The sequence below is a fragment of the Rhizobium sullae genome (assembly GCF_025200715.1).
GTDB classification, from domain to species: domain Bacteria; phylum Pseudomonadota; class Alphaproteobacteria; order Rhizobiales; family Rhizobiaceae; genus Rhizobium; species Rhizobium sullae.
Genome location: NZ_CP104144.1, coordinates 2452619 through 2468367, shown reverse-complemented (window position 1 = coordinate 2468367; position 15749 = coordinate 2452619). Strand labels below are relative to the sequence as shown.

The following is a 15749-nucleotide window of genomic DNA, read 5'->3' as shown; positions in this document are numbered from 1 at the left end:
TGCTCCAGAGATAATCGGTCTTAGGCAAGGGGTTTAAGCTTCGCTACTGTCCGGATCAACAACAAGGGAACGACAATGCCATTCTCCGACTACAAGACCGCACTGGTGACCGGCGCATCCTCCGGTATCGGCGCAGCCGTGGTGGAGCGGTTCTGCCGGGAGAACATCGAGGTCCATGCCGTTGCCCGCAGCGCCGACGCGCTGCAGCAGCTCGCCGCACGGACGGGCTGCATCGCCCACGTCATCGATGTGACCGACCGTCAGGCCGTGGCCGAGCTCACGCGTCGGGTGGAGTTCGATATTCTTGTCAACAATGCCGGCATCGACCGACCGAAGAAGTTCCTGGAAGCCGACGAGGGCGATATCGATCTCATTGTCGATGTCAATCTTCGAGCTGTCCTGCACATCTGCCGCATGGTCGTGCCCGGCATGGTGGCGCGCGACCGCGGGCACATCATCAACATCTCGTCGATCGCCGGCGCCTACAATTTTGGCGGCAACTCATCCTATCACGCCACCAAGGCAGGGGTGAGCATGCTGTCCAACCAGCTGCGTATCGACGCTTTCGGCAAGCGGGTACGGGTCACGGAAATCTGCCCCGGTCGAGTCGCCACGGATATCTTCAATCACGTCCACGGCGATGACCCGAGCGTCCGGGAACGGTTCATCGACGGCTTCGAATTGCCGCAGGCAGCCGATATCGCCGATGCGATCGCCTTCGCCATAGCAGCGCCCGTGGCTGTCAATATCGGACACATGGAGATCACGCCCACGCTACAGGTCATGGGCGGCCTGCAGACGGCGAAGCCTCAACCTTCTGCGAAGACAGATCAATCCGGGGAGCCGAACCCGTGAGCGGTTTCGACCTTTCGGCAATCCTGGGAAATCCTGAGTATGCCGCCATGCTGCTGCATGGCATCGAGATGACTTTCATCATCTATGCCGGCTCCTGGTCGCTGGCGATGGCGCTTGCGCTTCTGCTGCTGGGTTTGCGTTTGTCACCCTTTCGCTTTGGCGATCCGTTAGTAGCGGCTTACGTCTCCTACCACCGGAACGTCCCCACCCTGGTTCAGCTCATGCTATGGTACTTCGGGATTTTCACCCTGATGCCGAGCGGGGTAGCGACATGGCTGGCAATCCATAATGCGGAGGCCATCTTCGCGGTGATCGGGCTCGGGCTCTGCCAGGCGGCCTATTTCAGCGAAGATCTTCGTTCGGGCGTGCGCTCGGTCAGTCCCGGCCAAATGCAGGCAGCTCGCGCGCTTGGCCATGGGTATGTTTCCGCGATGCGTTTCGTCATCATGCCGCAGGGCGTGCGCAACGCGCTGCCGCCGCTCATCAATCATAGCGTTTCCCTGTTCAAGAATAGCAGTCTCGCCGTCGTCATCGGGGCGTCGGAACTGACGCATGCCGTCAAGGAAATCGAGAACCTCAGCTTCCGGACCTTCGAGATCTACGTGATCGGCACGGTTCTCTACCTTTTCTTCTCGCTCGTGATCATGAGCATCGGCGCCTATCTGTCGATGCGCGCGGATCCCGCCAGGAGCGCCCGCGCATGATCCACGACATGATCGCCATCATCCGAGACTACTGGCTGCTGCTGCTGATCGGCCAATATCCCAACGGACCGCTTGGCGGACTCGCCAATACGCTCATCCTTTCGGCGCTCAGCATTGCTCTCGCCTTTCCGGCCAGCATCCTGTTCGCATTGGCACGGCTCTCCAAGTCGCCACTGTTGCGCTGGCCGGTCACTGCCCTTGTTTATTTCACCAGGGGCGTGCCGCTGCTGATGCTCATCCTGTGGAGCTACTTCCTCGTTCCGCTGGTGAGCGGCGCGGATGTGCCGAGCTTTGTCACGATGCTGACGACACTCGTGGTCTATCAGAGCGCGTTCCTCAGCGAAGTCGTCCGTGCTGGCATTGTCGCGCTCGGACCGGGCCAGATGGACGCGGCGCGTGCGCTTGGCCACAATTATGTCGGTGCGATGCGCTTCATCATCCTACCGCAGGCGCTCTACAACATGATCCCCAGCATCATCTCCACCTTCGTCTCGACGATCAAGGACACCACGCTCGGATACGTGATCAACGTGCCGGACCTGACCTTTGCGGCAAGCCAGGTCAACAACCAGCTCCTGACGCAGCCTTTCCAGGTCTTCCTCATCCTCGCGATCGTATACTTCGCCATCTGCTGGACGCTCACCCACTTCGCAAATCGCCTCGAGCGGCGCATCACGCGGCGGCGTGCGGGACTTTCCAGCCTTCCTGCCGCCGCCTTGGTCGCGCCATCGAAAATCATATCGGAGCAGCCATGACCATGTCAGTTTCAGCGCAGGAATTGCAGACGATCCGGCTTTCGCAGGTCTGCAAGAGCTATGGCGACTATCCGGTGCTGAAGGATATCGATGCGCAAGTGTCGCGCGGCGAAGTCGTGGTCATCTGCGGGCCGTCCGGTTCGGGAAAATCCACGCTGATCCGCACGATCAATCGCCTCGAGGAAATCAACAGCGGATCGATTACGCTCGACGGGCAAAACATTCACGCCGCCATGCGGGCAAAGGAACTCAACGCGCTGCGCAGCCGGATCGGCTTCGTATTTCAGAACTTCAACCTGTTTCCGCACCTTTCGGTCGTCGAAAACGTCTCGATGTCGCCGATCCGGGTGAAAGGCGTGGCGCCTGACGTCGCCCAGGACAAGGCGCTCAAACTTCTCGATCGGGTCGGCCTCGCCGACAAGGCCCGGGCCTATCCGGGTCAACTGTCGGGCGGCCAGCAGCAGCGGGTGGCAATCGCCCGCGCCCTTGCCATGGAACCGCCGGTGATGCTGTTCGACGAGCCGACAAGCGCGCTCGATCCTGAAATGGTAGGCGAAGTGCTGGCCGTCATGAAGAGCCTGGCGTCCGAAGGCATGACCATGCTCTGCGTCACCCATGAAATGGGTTTCGCGCGCGACGTCGCGGATCGGGTCTGGTTCATCGATGCGGGCCAGATCCTCGAAATGGCGACCCCCGAGGAGTTCTTCAGCAATCCCAGCCATCCCCGTGCGCAGCGTTTCCTCGCTGATTTGCGGCATTGATACCAACCACCAATAACAAAGGAGAACAGCAATGAACTGGAAATGCCTAACCCTCACCATCGCATTCGCCGGCATGGCGGCCGCTTTGCCCGCACAAGCAGATCAGCTCGACAACATCATGTCGGCGAAAACCCTGCGTTGCGCGACCTTTGCCGACGTTCCTCCCTTCGCTTCACCCGATCCGAAGACCCGCGAAATGGCCGGTTTCGATGTCGATCTCTGCGGCGTCATCGCCAAGGAACTGGGCGTAAGGGCTGAAATCAAGCCGGTTTCGGTCGAGGCGCGCGTGCCCGAGGTCAAGCTCGGCCGCGTCGACATCACCGTTGCCAACCTTGCCTATACTCTGAGCCGCGCCGAGCAGATCCAGTTCAGCGATCCCTATTATCTCGCCAAGGAAATGCTGATCGTACCGGCGGACGATCCCGGCAAGAAGAAGGCCGATTACGCCGGCCAGCGCATCGCTTCGACCAAGGGTTCAACCTCCGAGATGTCGATTAAGCTCAACAAATCCGACCCGCTGACGTTCCAGGATACTGCCTCGGCCTATCTCGCCGTCCAGCAGGGCAAGGCGCGCGGCATGGTGGCCAACACCATGACGACGACCAAGTTCGTCAATGAATCGAAGAGCAAGGGCAAGGAAATGCGGATGATCGAGGAGCCGATGCTGTTCCAGCCGATTGGCATCGGCATGGCCAAGGATCAGCCGGCGCTGACCGCCAAGATCAACGAGATCCTTCGCAAGCTCGACGCATCGGGCGACATCAACAAGATCTGGGACAAGTGGCTCGGCCCGGATACCGAATACAAAATGACGCGCACCGATAAGGTCGTAACCCTCTCGGAGCTGAAATTCGACCCGATCCCGTAGGCCGCCCGGCCTCGGTGCCATCCGATGACAATGTCCAAACGAATTCAGACGGCGGGACATGCCCGCTGTCGGCCAACGATGGGAGGCATCATCCATGATTCATATAAAAGATATCGCTGAACGGCCGAGCAAAGCCGATATCGACGCCGTTTCCAAATTTTCGCCTGCGACGATCCACGAAGCCCAAGGGCGGCGCGGGGCCCTTTCCTCCCGCCTCAAGCCCGTGGACTACCGCATGAAACTGTGCGGTCCGGCCTTTACAGTGAAATGCGCGCCGCGTGACAACATCATGCTGCAGCTCGCCATCAATTACGCAAGGCCGGGCGATATCATCGTCGTATCGGCCGGCGAGTACGAAGAGGCCGGATCCTTCGGCGATGTCCTCGCCAATGCCTGCATTGCAAAGGGCATCGGCGGCCTCGTGACCGACACGGGCGTGCGCGACACGCTTCAGCTGAGGGAGCTTGGCTTCCCGGTCTTCTCGCTCAGCGTCTCCATCAAGGGGACGGTGAAGGAAACCATTGCGGCGGTGAACGACACGATCATCGTAGGCGGCGAGATCATCAATCCCGGCGACATCATCGCAGGAGATGCCGACGGCCTGGTGATCATCCGCAGGCAGGAAGCGCAGGAAGTCGCCAGGCTCTCGCAGGCTCGCGAAGATGCTGAGGCCGGCTATATCGCGGCATATAAGCAGGGGACGTCGGTCATCGAGGTCAGCAATCTGGAACCGGTGCTGAAAGCGAAGGGCCTTGTCGTCGACATTTGACGTGACGCCGCAAGCTTGATTGGTTGAGCGCCACGAGCCGAAGAACATAGGCTGCATTGCTGCGTTATGGGAGCACGGAAAAGGAACCGAACGACACCGTCCCCTCAAAACCGCGTGTCGGCGCCACGGCCGACCTGCCTCACGATCGCATCACGGTGCAGCGTTTTCGCGAGTCTTTCCCACGCGCGCGCTGGAGCGACAGTCTGAAGGCTTGGTTCGTGCCCGGCCGCACCGCCGAAAGGCGCATCGGTCGTTGGCTGGCTGAGATGGAAGCAGAGGCCGACGCTTTTGCCGATGAAAAGGGCAGGGATGCTTTCGCATTCGATCCGATCGAAAGCCGCTATCTCGAAGCAGCGCCTTCGGCCTTTCAGGTCAGGACGCCATACTCGCGCACTGTCGTCAACGAAATTCGAGAGATCCCCTTTGCGCGCTGGGACGCGGATCGCCGACTTTGGACAGTGCCTTATCGAGCGTTCGACGAACTGCGCTCAGAAAAGATCGCCTTCAATCGCGGGCTACTGTGTTGCCTTCGACCCGGCGCCGGAAGCACCGGAGGCGGTTCTCAGCTTGTCGGAAACGAAGACGAAGAATCCAAAGGGCAAGAAAGGCGCGCCGCCTGCGCAAAGGCCATGCCATCCGCGAATAATCAGCTCGCTTGAGCTTTGTAGACGACGTCTTTCCGAACCGAAGCGACTCCCTTTACCGCGCGAAGCGCATCGAGTGCGTCAGGATTGACACTCCCGTTGACAATCATGAAGCGCTCGTGGCTTTGCACCTGTTCGAGGCCTTGCGACTTCAAGTCATCGACGACCTCGCCCAGACTGCGGGCCTCGCTTTTGTCGATTCGAATGGTAACTCCAATTTTATCGGTCGTCATACCTCACCGCTTCCTTTTGCCTGGAGCAGACCCTTACCAACATCCCTGGCAGGGGAAGATAGTGGCTTCGTAAGCTGAATCAAGCGCGCCCACAGCGCCCATCCGCGAAACGTCGGATCAGACTGAGCAATCAGAGCCGCAACGCCAGCAACATGTGGGGTCGCCATGCTGGTGCCATTCCACCGATCATAGTTGTCATCAGGCAAGCTCGAAAGTATGTCGACGCCAGGAGCGGCAATGTCTACTTCCTGGCCAGGATTCAATCCGCCACACGAGAACGACGCTGGCGCAAAGAAGCGATCCACGGCACCAACCCCGAGGATCGTGGACGCGTTCGCCGGAGAACCGACGGGCGCAATATGCTGAGGACGTGAACTTTCGTTCCCAGCGGCGGCAACGACTAAAGCACCCGCGTCTAAACATACCCGCCCAATTTGCTCGTAATCGTCGCTCGGCGAATCTCCAACTTGCGTCGCAGCTCCTAGCGACATCGAAATAACGTGGCAACCTTCATCCAGCGCCCATTCCATGCCCGCAATAATCGACCGGTCAGTACCGAAGCCGTCGTCGCCTAGCACCTTTCCAGCGTAAATTTCCGCTTCGTAGGCGATACCGTAGCGCGGGCCGATGGCCGGTCGCAATGGACCGCATGCCGTACCGATGCAATGGGTTCCGTGACCGTGCACGTCTCTTTCGGAACTACGCGTTGCAAAGAGCTTCTTAGTGATCAAACGGCCGACAAAATCCTGATGAGTTTCGTCAAATCCGGTATCCAGCACTGCCACCTTGATGCCGGCCCCGCTTAGGTCACTTTCGATAACCTTGACAGCCTGCAGTCCCCAAGTGTTGCTCGTCTCGTCAAAGGCAGCCCGGGCCATAACTCCCTCTGCCCCCTTTCTGCCCAGCAACCGATCGACCAGCTCGTTGACAGCGTCACGATACCCAAGCAGGTAGTCACTGTCCAAAGGAGTTGCAAAGCCGCCCACGGTTACCTGTGCGAGGTCCAGTCGCTTCGACAGTGGGCCGCCGAGGGCACGATAGGATCGCTCTGGCCGAACCGCACTTACGACCTTCTGCTGCATGGCATTTTGCAGCATGGGCTTCAGCTTCTCGCCGTCCCGGCGCACAATCGCGATCCCGAAACGCTCGAAGTACTGAACATCAGCGCCATCGAAATCATTTGGCACCGCGGCGGCGCTTCGAAAGTCCTTGGACGACGCGACACGGAATCCGCCTTTTTCAAGTTGCTGTACACCCTCGCTCTTTGTTTTGGGTGTAAATCGCACCACCATGCCAAGACCCGATGTGCCGTCGCCTTGTGCGTTAACCCGGCCTCGCGTTGATTTCGCCATAGTACAATTCCCCCTTCTTTCACGGTTTCAAAGACGATACGCAATGACAAAACTCGCAAGCTGGACGCGGCAATCCGTTAGTTAAGCCGACACTCGAGTTCGGGGCAGTGGATGGCTCTGCAGTTAGATCGAAGCGGATTGATTAGGTGGTTTTTTCCGCTGACTGCTGCGAGACCGCAAAGCTTCGCCGACCGAAAATTGGAGCATTCGGCAAAGAAGAATTAGTTGTACCTTGTAGATCGATTTCGGGATGTAGTTCCCCTAGACGAAATCTCGGCGGCAAATATACATCTTATTGTTGAGTTAGCAAGTAAAAGTTCCAGCGAGCGGTTCGCCCGCATTTCATTGCCTTTCAGGTGAAGTATACTTTTGCATCTCCTCCCCGTTGGATTTCCTCGTTATTTTGTGCCGGAGGAAACTCAGTCCGATGATCGATACTGCAGTGCGATAATGGAAGTTTCATTTTCAGAAAACCGAATCATGCCCGCGAAAAATCGCCAGCGATGCCGGAAATGGCACCCTTACAACGAGGCTCCGGCGGGGGCAGGAACTGTTCTCGCTGCTTTGGAAACATGGCAAGGTCGATGTGCTCCTTTTGGAGAACATCGTGTAGCAGCCTTAGATCAAGTTCGACGCCGTGAGACGGCGAATGAATCAACCGGGTATACGAGGCTGCAACAAGGCGAGTTGCGCTGAATCCGGACACACACACTGACTGAGTTTACGGCTAGTTTACCAACTTTAAGGCGAGAAATAACCCTATATGATTAATTGACTTCGCCTTCTAGCTGTACGAATTATCCCGCGGGCTGGAAAACGGAGGGTGTTGGCCAATGGCAATCGTTTTTCAATCGCACGGGGGTACAGAGAAAAAGCGCGCCGTTCCAAGGCCGAGCCTTCGGGCCGCGCCGCCAGCGACGGGTGACGTCGCGGTCGATGAAGAGGCTGACTTCGGCTATTTCGTACCGCCACTAGATGCGCCCGAGAACTACTTGCCAAACACGGCGGAGACGATTGGAGAGCTCGATGAGCTCGGCGAAATGTTGATCGACGTCGTCGCCACGCCGACGAGCGAGGATCCGACGGAAGATTCCACGCTCCCGCCGGTTTTCACCTATTGGGGACAATTCCTGGATCACGAGCTGACGGCCCGAACCGATCGTGAAGGGGCGATTTCGAGCATGGTCAACGCACACCCGCCTGTCGCCTCGTCGACGGTGGAGAGCCAGTTCAGGAATGCCCGCTCGCCCCGCTTCGATCTCGATAGTGTCTACGGCGGATCTGCCGTCGGCGAGGGGGTAGGTGCAGACGTTGTCAAAGTGATTTCTGGTCTTCGCCACCCCACGCTGAAGGACAAAATGCGCGTCGGAACAGCGATCGAACCGGGGCCCTTGCCCGACAGCCTCGACCAACATCGAGACCTGCCTCGCTATGGCCAGGTCCAGTCGTCTGTCCGGGAAGCGGCTCTACGTCTGGCTCAGGCCGCGATGACTCCTGAGGCGTTTCAGAAATTCTCCGATACGTTGCCCCAGCGCGCGATAATCGGGGATAATCGCAACGACGAAAATCTCGTCGTCGCGCAGTTCCATCTGAGTTTTCTTCGGTTCCATAACAAGGCCATCGACTATCTTGCGTCGCACGACACGGGTTGGATCGCCGATTTCAGCTCGGCGCAGGCTCTGACGAGACTTCATTACCAATGGTTGATTGTCGAAGGATACCTCAAGGGCGTTTGCGATCCGGTTGTGGTGGACCGCGTCGTCAAGGATCGGGCGTCTCATTTCTTCAAGTTCAGAGCCGAGTTTGATGCCCGAAGGCAGAATACTCGCCTTGGAAATGCTCTGCCATTGGAGTTCTCGGCGGCAGCTTATCGGTTCGGTCATTCCATGGTCAGAGCGTTCTACGACTACAACAAGATCTTTGGGCGGCCGGGCACAGGTTTTCTACCGCGTGCGACCTTGCAGTTGCTTTTCGAATTCACTGGAGGCGGCGGCAGGCTGGATACCGAGAAGAAGCTGCCCAAGAACTGGATCATCGACTGGACACGCTTTACGGGCGTCGATCCCCATGATGGGAGCGACGGAGAACCGGCCCGTTTCGCCAGGAAGATCGATACCGAACTCGCCCCGCCATTGCACACGATGTTCAAGGAAGGGGAAGACCAGGCCGATCAACAACTCAAAGAGTTGTTCAAGAACCTGGCAAGGAGGAACCTTCGTAGAGGCTACAATCTCAGGCTCCCGACGGGCCAGGCTCTGCACAAGCATCTCAAGCAAATTGGTGCAGTGGAGTCGTCGCCGATCCAGGATGTCTCAGCGCTGTTCGCCACGAAGCCCGATCTGCAGAACTTCCTCGCCGGAACCACATCGCGCTTCCACGAGCGCGCACCGTTATGGTTCTACATTCTTGCTGAAGCCGAGGCTGCCGGTGGAAATCGATTGGGTGAAGTTGGGAGCTGTCTCGTGGCGTTGACCTTCGTAGGCGTGCTGCTTGCGGATCCGGACTCGGCCCTTTCGCGCGGGTTCACGCCCGATCAGAGCCCCCTTAAGATGCCGGACAACTCGCCGATCGACTCGATCGCCAAGTGGATGCGGTTCGCGGCCGTCATGCAGTAGTGGCGCGTAAGAGTGCTGCTTCGCCGCACTGCGGCGGGGCAAAGCGACATGCGTGCAGCCTCAAGATCGTTGGTGCTGCTTCTGCGTTTGCCGGCGATGAGGGTCCTACGCGCATCGAAATCCTGCGATAGCAACGGTCACGCCTCCTATAGGATCCAGGTGTCCCGCAAGCATAAATGGACGTCCTTGCAGGCGGAAAGCAAACAATCGCCGACCAAAAACAGCGTCACCGCTTGTGGAAACGCTGCCGACCCGTTCGAATGCTGAGATCTGCCGACACACCAACCGCTATCGCGTCGTCCTACAACTATTCTCAAAGCTGCGTGGTCTCACCTAGCCGCTCGTTCGGGGAGGGGGCGTCGACGGAGCGCCACCTGTTCGAGTGACGGTGGGATGTACGCCGACCCCTCCAGCAAGCCCACGTCTTCTCCCGGTGGTACAATTTCATCGATCCGGTCAAGAATTTCATCGTCAAGGGATACCTCAACACCAGCAAGAAGGCCTTCAAGCTGCTCGGGAGTACGCGGTCCAATGATCGCTGACGATAGAGCCGGATGCGAAACGACGAAGGCGAGGGCCATATGCATCAGCAAGATGCCTGCTTCATCGGCAAGCGCTATGAGCTGTTCGACCTTGTCGAGGGTCTGTTGGTCAGTCATTGCCTTCTGGAAGAACTTTGCTCGCAGGGTGTCCGGCGTTGGCTCACCTTTCCGATACTTACCTGTGAGCATTCCTTTGGCGAGCGGGCTCCATGCCATGACGCCCATCCCGTAACGCTGGCAGGTTGGCAGCACCTCACGCTCGATTGAACGATTAAGGATAGAGTAGGGCGGCTGCTCCGTGCGGAATCGTGCAAGCCCTCGGCGCTCGGCCACCCATTGCGCCTCGACAATGTCCGACGCCGGGAAGGTTGACGCTCCGATGGCGCGAACCTTACCCGCACGCATCAGGTCAGTTAACACCGAAAGCGTTTCCTCGATGTCGGTGTCAGGGACGGGGCGATGGAGCTGGTAAAGGTCAATATAGTCAGTCTGAAGTCGGCGCAGCGAGTCCTCCACTGCTTGCGTCACCCAGCGCCGCGAACCACCACGCCGGTTCGGGTCGTCGCCCATCGGGCCGAAAACCTTGGTGGCGAGAACAACATCGTCGCGCCTTCCCTTCAGGGCTTTCCCGACGATCACTTCAGAGTCGCCATCACTGTATCGGTCGGCGGTATCGATGAAGTTTATGCCCGCATCAAGTGCTCTGTGGATCATGCGGGCGCACTCATCGTGGTCGTTGTTGGCCATCTTCCCGAACATCATCGCGCCTAGACAATAGGAGCTGACCTTGATGCCAGTGCGGCCGAGAGTGCGATAGAGCATGTTCATTTTCCTTGTGCTTACGGTTGCAACGTTCCAGCAGGCGCGATACAGAGGGTAATCGGAACATTCGTCCGATTATACGGAACACTGTTCCGTTTTGCAATAGGTATAGTCGCCCGATGAAGTCAGACGAACAAAAGAACGAGTCTAGCAGCGCGACCCGTCCGGCAGTGCGGGCCGATGCGAGGCGCAATTTCGACGCACTGCTTCAAGCTGCAATGGCTGTCTTCAGCGAGCTGGGCGTTGATGCGCCGATGCGAACTATCGCAGACAGGGCAGGGGTTGGTGTTGGCACGCTCTATCGCCATTTCCCCGAGCGCTCTGACCTCATCAAGGCATTGATCAAACGCGACGTTCTTGCTCAGGCGGACGCTGCGGCGGCTTACGCAGAAGAGCTTGAGCCAGCGGAGGCACTCGCTAAATGGATGACGCGTCTTGTTGATTTCATCTCCACGAAAAAAGCCCTGGGTCCAGCGCTACATTCAGGCGACCCCGCCTACCAGGCACTTCCGGAGTTTGTTCTTGGCCAGTTCACACCAGTGCTTCGACGGCTGCTCGATGCTGCCGCAGCCTCAGGAGCGATCAGGAACGACGTAAACGCAAGCGACCTGCTGAACGCCGGACTGCGTCTCGCCACACCGTCGAGTGACGGTGACACAGAGCAGGCGAGGCGAATGGTGTCACTGCTCACGGACGGTCTACGCCACCGACCAAATCCAAAGAGTTAGCATCACAGGGGAATACCTACAAAGCCCGCTTCCACCAGGTGCCCGTCCAGAGGATCTCTGCTTAGGAAGTCCCTTTCAGCAGTGGCGTTTCTGCCAATGTTATCACCATGTGCTCGATAAAGGCGCGGACGCGGTGAGGCAGTGGGCCGCCGCCCACATAGACGGCATGAACCAGTTCCAGGTCGCCTGGATTCTGATCTTCGAGCAGTGGGATAAGTCGTCCCGCCGCGATCTCATCCGCGACATGAAACAAACCAAGCCGGGCGATGCCGACGCCGGCCAGCACCATCTGTTTCATCGTTTCGCCGTTGTTCACCACGATGCTGCCTTTGACCGGTTGTGCGACCTCCCGGCCTTCGCAGTGAAACGGCCACGACGGCCTTGCACGTCGGAAGTTGAAGGTCAGGCAGTCGTGATGTTCCAGGTCGGCAGGTGTTTCTGGCCGTCCTCTGCGTTCCAGATAGGAAGGTGCAGCACAGACCACGCGCCGGCTCTGCCCCAGCTTGCGGGCGATCAGCCCGCTGTCGGGCAGGTTGCCCATGCGGATGGCGACATCAGTCTTTTCCGCCACCAGATCGACAATGCCGTCAGTGAAGCTGAGATCGACGATCAGATTGGGATTATGCGCAATGAAATCCGGCATTGCCGGCACGATGAACATCGTGCCGAACGGTATCGTTGTGTTGACCCGCAACCGCCCACGGACGGCACCTCCAGCGGCTTCCTGATCCGCATCGTTCAGTTCCTGCAGAATCCGAAGGGCTGCATGGTGATAGGCCTCGCCTTCTTCCGTTAGCGTAAGAGCGCGAGTAGTTCGCACCAGAAGGCGTGTGCCAAGCCGTGCTTCAAGGCGGGCGATCAATTTGCTGACTGCCGATGGCGTGAGGTCAAGGTTGCGCGCGGCGGCGGAGAATCCCCCATCCTGGACAACGCGGGCAAACACTTCCATCTCGCCCGAGCGTTCCATCAGGATACGCGGCATTGATGATCCTCATTCACAGGTGCATGTCTCCTACACGCAATAGTTCCTGTGGTTCTTAGATCATAAATTGTCCGCAGCAACAATCTGGAGACACGACATGGACCTGCGACTCACCGGCAAGACTGCCCTAGTTACCGGAGCCACAGCCGGCATTGGCCTCGAAATCGCCCGCACTCTCGCCGCCGAAGGTGCACGCGTTGTCATCACAGGACGCGACCGTGCCAAGCTCGATAGCGCGCTCGCTGCCGTTAAGGAATCCGGCGGATCGGACATCGCTGGCGTTCTGGCAGACGCCGCCAGCGCCGAGGGTGCCGCGATCATCGCAAGGGCTGAGGCTTCGGTCGATATACTCGTCAACAATCTCGGCATCTACGAGAGCAAGGCATTCGGCGACATCAGCGATGCCGATTGGAGCCATCTGTTCGACGTCAATGTCTTGAGCGGCGTGCGCCTGTCACGGACCTATCTCCCCGGCATGCTGGAGCGCAACTGGGGCCGCATTATTTTCATTTCCAGTGAGTCGGGCCTCGCCATTCCGCAGGACATGATCCACTACGCGACGACCAAGACCGCGCAACTCTCGGTTTCGCGCGGATTGGCGCAACTGACCCGCGGGACCAATGTCACGGTCAATTCCGTGCTGCCGGGACCGACCCGCTCGGAAGGCATTGAGGCTTTCCTGCGCAGTCAGGCAAGCGACCCGTCCGCGCCGATCAAAGAGGTCGAGGCCGAATTCTTCGCCACAGCCCGCTCGGCTTCGATCCTCCAGCGCATGGTGGAAGCGGAGGAGGTGGCAAACCTGGTCGCCTATCTCGCCAGCCCCCGCTCATCCGCGACCAACGGCGCTGCCCTTCGCGCCGAAGGCGGCCTCGTCAACACCATCGCCTGAGTAAGGTCTTACCCATGTCAAACACACCTCTGACAATTATCGCCATCACCACGGCTAAGCCCGGCAAGCAAGCAGCGCTCGGTGCCGCCCAGGAAAAGCTGGTCGCAGAGACTCTGGCTGAAGACGGCTGCCTTCGTTACGAACTGCACCAGTCGCTCGATGAAGGACGCGTCCGCATCTTCGTCGAAACTTGGGCAAGCGAGGTCCAATGGCGCGCCCATATGCAGGGCGCTGCCATGCAGCGCTTTCAGGCGAGCGGCGTGGGCGAATATTTCGCCGACTTCACCCTGCACCGGCTGACCAAGGTCGCCGGCTGATAAGCGGCTGCCTTTTCATTCCCAATCGGATTTTCGTACATTCGGAGATAAACCATGAAACTTCTGCGCAGCCTCACCATCACCTTTGTGCTTGGTGCCAGCACCGTCTGTGCCCATGCCGGAAATGTGCTGATCGTCCTGTCCGATTCCGACCGCCTCGACCTGAAGGACGGAAACGTACTCGAGACCGGCTTCTACCTCAATGAACTGATGCAGCCGGTGAAGGCGTTGCTCGACGCCGGCCACGACATTACCTTCGCCACCCCGAAAGGGACCGCTCCATCCGTTGACAGGACGTCCATCGACAAGATGTATTTTGGCGGTGACGAGGCCGCGATGAAAGCCAGCGAAACACGGCTTTCGGACCTGGGCCTCTTGTCAAGCGAGAAGTCGCCGGTCGTCAGCCTCGCACGGGTCGAGCAGGTCGGTTACGACCATTTCGACGTGGTCTACGTCCCGGGCGGTCACGCACCCATGCAGGATCTTCTGGTGAGTTCCGAACTCGGCAAACTACTCACCTATTTCCATGAAAACGGCAAGACGACCGCGCTCGCCTGCCATGGCCCGATCGCGTTGCTGTCTACGCTGGCAGATGCGACGGGCTTCGTCACGAAGTTCGAGACGGCGGGAACGGCCAAGGCGCAATCCGGCTGGATCTATGCCGGATACAGGCTGACCGTTTTCAGCAACCGGGAAGAGGAAATGGCGAAGGGGTTGCTGGGCGGCGGCGAGATGAAGTTCTATCCACAGGACGCGCTCACCCAAGCAGGGGGGCAATTCAGTCAGGCCGAGGCACCGTTCGCCGGGCACGTCGTGGTGGATCGCGAGCTGATCACGGGTCAGAACCCTGCGTCTGCTCCGGCCGTGGCCCAGGAGCTGCTGCGCCGACTGAAGTAGCGTTCGCCGAAAGTTTGTGATGATGCCCCTATGGGCGTCATCGTTTCGGGGTCGGGCCGGAACAAGAACTGTTCCCCGGACATGCTGAGGTCGAACGAACACTTCGGCCCAAAGCTGCCGGCATCCGAAACCCTTCATAGAAGGTGACATTCGGCCAACCTCGGCGGCTGGATCCCGGCTGCCAGATCGAAAAGCGGGCGCCGACGGCGATATCCCAGAAAGTTCGCCGCCCGCCTAGGTAATCCATTGGCTAAGGTGTTCCCGAGCGGTTTGTTTTGCGCCACTCTTCGTACTCTCCGCGGGCATCTTCATGCAGCGGATAGTAGCGCTGTAACGACCCGCCCCCCATAAGCTTCACTCGCGAGAACTCCTCCCAATCGTGATGCTTTTGCGATTCTTCGATTACCTTTGAGGCCATTGCGACTGGAAGCACCACCACCCCGTCATCGTCGGCGACGATGATGTCTCCGGGGATTACCGTTACACCGCCGCAGGCAATCGGAACGTTGACGGCGTTGGGATAGATGCCAGTCTGCACATGATAGTTGGGCGTCCAGCCGCGGAGCCATAGAGGGAGATCTAGCTTCTCGACATTGGGCCGATCGCGCATGCACCCATCGATCACGATGCCAGCGCCGCCTCTGCCTTTGAAATACGTCGACATCATATCACCGAAGACGCCCGAACTCATGTCGCCGCGCGCGTCGACCACGACCACATCGCCCTCCTGCACGTGATAAAGCACATGGCGGTGCAACTGCGTCTCCGGATCTGCATATTCTCCCTCGGTGAAGAGGTCCGGCCGCTGCGGCATGAATTGGAGCGTCAGGGCCGGCCCGACGATCGACTTCCCGCGGTTCTGCAGCACGGGACCGACCATGTGCGGATTGCGGAAGCCCATGTGGCCAAGCGTGCCGGAAACCGTCGCGGCGCCGATTTCCTTCAGTGCGTCGATCAGCTCTTTGGGCGGTCGCGTAATGTCGGGCGTATGCATCATTCTAGGCTCCGGTGGATGA

General features: G+C 58.9%; 16 protein-coding genes and 1 pseudogene. 12 read left to right on the top strand and 5 right to left on the bottom strand.

Annotated features, from left to right (window positions below):
• Positions 1-75: 75 nt before the first annotated feature.
• The 7 genes and pseudogenes from N2599_RS32705 to N2599_RS32675 form a co-directional block, all read left to right on the top strand.
• Positions 76-855 carry an SDR family oxidoreductase gene (locus N2599_RS32705; protein ID WP_027513491.1) on the top strand — a complete coding sequence of 260 codons (780 nt, stop codon included), beginning with the start codon at positions 76-78 and terminating at the stop codon, positions 853-855.
• Positions 852-1559, top strand: a complete 708-nt coding sequence (locus tag N2599_RS32700; protein ID WP_027513490.1) for an amino acid ABC transporter permease — start codon at positions 852-854, stop codon at positions 1557-1559. Before N2599_RS32705 ends, N2599_RS32700 begins: the two co-directional genes overlap by 4 nt.
• Positions 1556-2314 (top strand): amino acid ABC transporter permease, encoded by a 759-nt coding sequence (locus N2599_RS32695; protein ID WP_027513489.1) that lies wholly within the window; start codon positions 1556-1558, stop codon positions 2312-2314. Before N2599_RS32700 ends, N2599_RS32695 begins: the two co-directional genes overlap by 4 nt.
• Positions 2311-3075 (top strand): amino acid ABC transporter ATP-binding protein, encoded by a 765-nt coding sequence (locus N2599_RS32690; protein ID WP_027513488.1) that lies wholly within the window; start codon positions 2311-2313, stop codon positions 3073-3075. Before N2599_RS32695 ends, N2599_RS32690 begins: the two co-directional genes overlap by 4 nt.
• Positions 3076-3106: 31 nt before the next feature.
• Complete coding sequence (locus N2599_RS32685; protein ID WP_027513487.1) at positions 3107-3943, top strand: ABC transporter substrate-binding protein; 837 nt, start codon at positions 3107-3109, stop codon at positions 3941-3943.
• A 94-nt stretch (positions 3944-4037) separates the two neighbouring features.
• Positions 4038-4712, top strand: coding sequence for a 4-carboxy-4-hydroxy-2-oxoadipate aldolase/oxaloacetate decarboxylase (locus tag N2599_RS32680; RefSeq protein ID WP_027513486.1), 675 nt, complete (start codon positions 4038-4040; stop codon positions 4710-4712).
• A gap of 59 nt (positions 4713-4771) precedes the next feature.
• Positions 4772-5200, top strand: a pseudogene (locus N2599_RS32675) (hypothetical protein); the annotation flags it as partial.
• Between the two features lie 158 nt (positions 5201-5358).
• Here N2599_RS32675 and N2599_RS32670 read toward each other — a convergent pair.
• Both N2599_RS32670 and N2599_RS32665 read right to left on the bottom strand, forming a co-directional pair.
• A complete protein-coding gene (locus tag N2599_RS32670) occupies positions 5359-5589 on the bottom strand; it encodes a hypothetical protein (RefSeq protein WP_027508959.1) in 231 nt (76 codons plus the stop codon).
• Entirely contained in the window at positions 5586-6941 is a 1356-nt protein-coding gene (locus tag N2599_RS32665) for a S8 family peptidase (protein WP_027508960.1), read from the bottom strand. The genes N2599_RS32670 and N2599_RS32665 overlap by 4 nt, the downstream gene beginning before the upstream one ends.
• A gap of 833 nt (positions 6942-7774) precedes the next feature.
• On the opposite strand from N2599_RS32665, the gene N2599_RS32660 reads away from it, so the two are divergent.
• The gene (locus N2599_RS32660; protein ID WP_027508961.1) at positions 7775-9556 is read left to right on the top strand and encodes a peroxidase family protein; all 1782 of its coding nucleotides are present in this window, start codon (positions 7775-7777) and stop codon (positions 9554-9556) included.
• A 329-nt stretch (positions 9557-9885) separates the two neighbouring features.
• Here N2599_RS32660 and N2599_RS32655 read toward each other — a convergent pair whose 3' ends face one another.
• Positions 9886-10920 (bottom strand): aldo/keto reductase, encoded by a 1035-nt coding sequence (locus N2599_RS32655; RefSeq protein ID WP_027508962.1) that lies wholly within the window; start codon positions 10918-10920, stop codon positions 9886-9888.
• 119 nt (positions 10921-11039) lie between these two features.
• On the opposite strand from N2599_RS32655, the gene N2599_RS32650 reads away from it, so the two are divergent.
• Positions 11040-11648: a TetR/AcrR family transcriptional regulator gene (locus tag N2599_RS32650; RefSeq protein WP_027508963.1), complete on the top strand. Its 609-nt coding sequence runs from the start codon at positions 11040-11042 to the stop codon at positions 11646-11648.
• Positions 11649-11709: 61 nt separating this feature from the next.
• On the opposite strand, the gene N2599_RS32645 is transcribed toward N2599_RS32650, so the two are convergent.
• A complete protein-coding gene (locus N2599_RS32645; RefSeq protein WP_027508964.1) occupies positions 11710-12630 on the bottom strand; it encodes a LysR family transcriptional regulator in 921 nt (306 codons plus the stop codon).
• 97 nt (positions 12631-12727) lie between these two features.
• Here N2599_RS32645 and N2599_RS32640 point away from each other — a divergent pair, with 97 nt between their 5' ends.
• From N2599_RS32640 to N2599_RS32630, 3 genes are read left to right on the top strand one after another with little or no spacing between them, the layout of a single operon-like run.
• Positions 12728-13519 (top strand): SDR family NAD(P)-dependent oxidoreductase, encoded by a 792-nt coding sequence (locus N2599_RS32640; protein WP_027508965.1) that lies wholly within the window; start codon positions 12728-12730, stop codon positions 13517-13519.
• Positions 13520-13533: 14 nt separating this feature from the next.
• Positions 13534-13836, top strand: coding sequence for a putative quinol monooxygenase (locus N2599_RS32635; RefSeq protein WP_027508966.1), 303 nt, complete (start codon positions 13534-13536; stop codon positions 13834-13836).
• Between the two features lie 54 nt (positions 13837-13890).
• Positions 13891-14733: a type 1 glutamine amidotransferase domain-containing protein gene (locus N2599_RS32630; protein WP_027508967.1), complete on the top strand. Its 843-nt coding sequence runs from the start codon at positions 13891-13893 to the stop codon at positions 14731-14733.
• A 250-nt stretch (positions 14734-14983) separates the two neighbouring features.
• Here N2599_RS32630 and N2599_RS32625 read toward each other — a convergent pair whose 3' ends face one another.
• Complete coding sequence (locus N2599_RS32625; protein WP_027508968.1) at positions 14984-15730, bottom strand: ribonuclease activity regulator RraA; 747 nt, start codon at positions 15728-15730, stop codon at positions 14984-14986.
• Between the last annotated feature and the right edge of the window lie 19 nt (positions 15731-15749).

Bases quoted from the DNA above. Each gene is read 5' to 3' on its own strand.
- N2599_RS32705 (WP_027513491.1), top strand. From the start codon at position 76: ATGCCATTCTCCGACTACAAGACCGCACTGGTGACCGGCGCATCCTCC.
- N2599_RS32695 (WP_027513489.1), top strand. From the start codon at position 1,556: ATGATCCACGACATGATCGCCATCATCCGAGACTACTGGCTGCTGCTG.
- N2599_RS32690 (WP_027513488.1), top strand. From the start codon at position 2,311: ATGACCATGTCAGTTTCAGCGCAGGAATTGCAGACGATCCGGCTTTCG.
- N2599_RS32685 (WP_027513487.1), top strand. From the start codon at position 3,107: ATGAACTGGAAATGCCTAACCCTCACCATCGCATTCGCCGGCATGGCG.
- N2599_RS32680 (WP_027513486.1), top strand. From the start codon at position 4,038: ATGATTCATATAAAAGATATCGCTGAACGGCCGAGCAAAGCCGATATC.
- N2599_RS32670 (WP_027508959.1), bottom strand. From the start codon at position 5,589: ATGACGACCGATAAAATTGGAGTTACCATTCGAATCGACAAAAGCGAG.
- N2599_RS32665 (WP_027508960.1), bottom strand. From the start codon at position 6,941: ATGGCGAAATCAACGCGAGGCCGGGTTAACGCACAAGGCGACGGCACA.
- N2599_RS32660 (WP_027508961.1), top strand. From the start codon at position 7,775: ATGGCAATCGTTTTTCAATCGCACGGGGGTACAGAGAAAAAGCGCGCC.
- N2599_RS32655 (WP_027508962.1), bottom strand. From the start codon at position 10,920: ATGCTCTATCGCACTCTCGGCCGCACTGGCATCAAGGTCAGCTCCTAT.
- N2599_RS32650 (WP_027508963.1), top strand. From the start codon at position 11,040: ATGAAGTCAGACGAACAAAAGAACGAGTCTAGCAGCGCGACCCGTCCG.
- N2599_RS32645 (WP_027508964.1), bottom strand. From the start codon at position 12,630: ATGCCGCGTATCCTGATGGAACGCTCGGGCGAGATGGAAGTGTTTGCC.
- N2599_RS32640 (WP_027508965.1), top strand. From the start codon at position 12,728: ATGGACCTGCGACTCACCGGCAAGACTGCCCTAGTTACCGGAGCCACA.
- N2599_RS32635 (WP_027508966.1), top strand. From the start codon at position 13,534: ATGTCAAACACACCTCTGACAATTATCGCCATCACCACGGCTAAGCCC.
- N2599_RS32630 (WP_027508967.1), top strand. From the start codon at position 13,891: ATGAAACTTCTGCGCAGCCTCACCATCACCTTTGTGCTTGGTGCCAGC.
- N2599_RS32625 (WP_027508968.1), bottom strand. From the start codon at position 15,730: ATGATGCATACGCCCGACATTACGCGACCGCCCAAAGAGCTGATCGAC.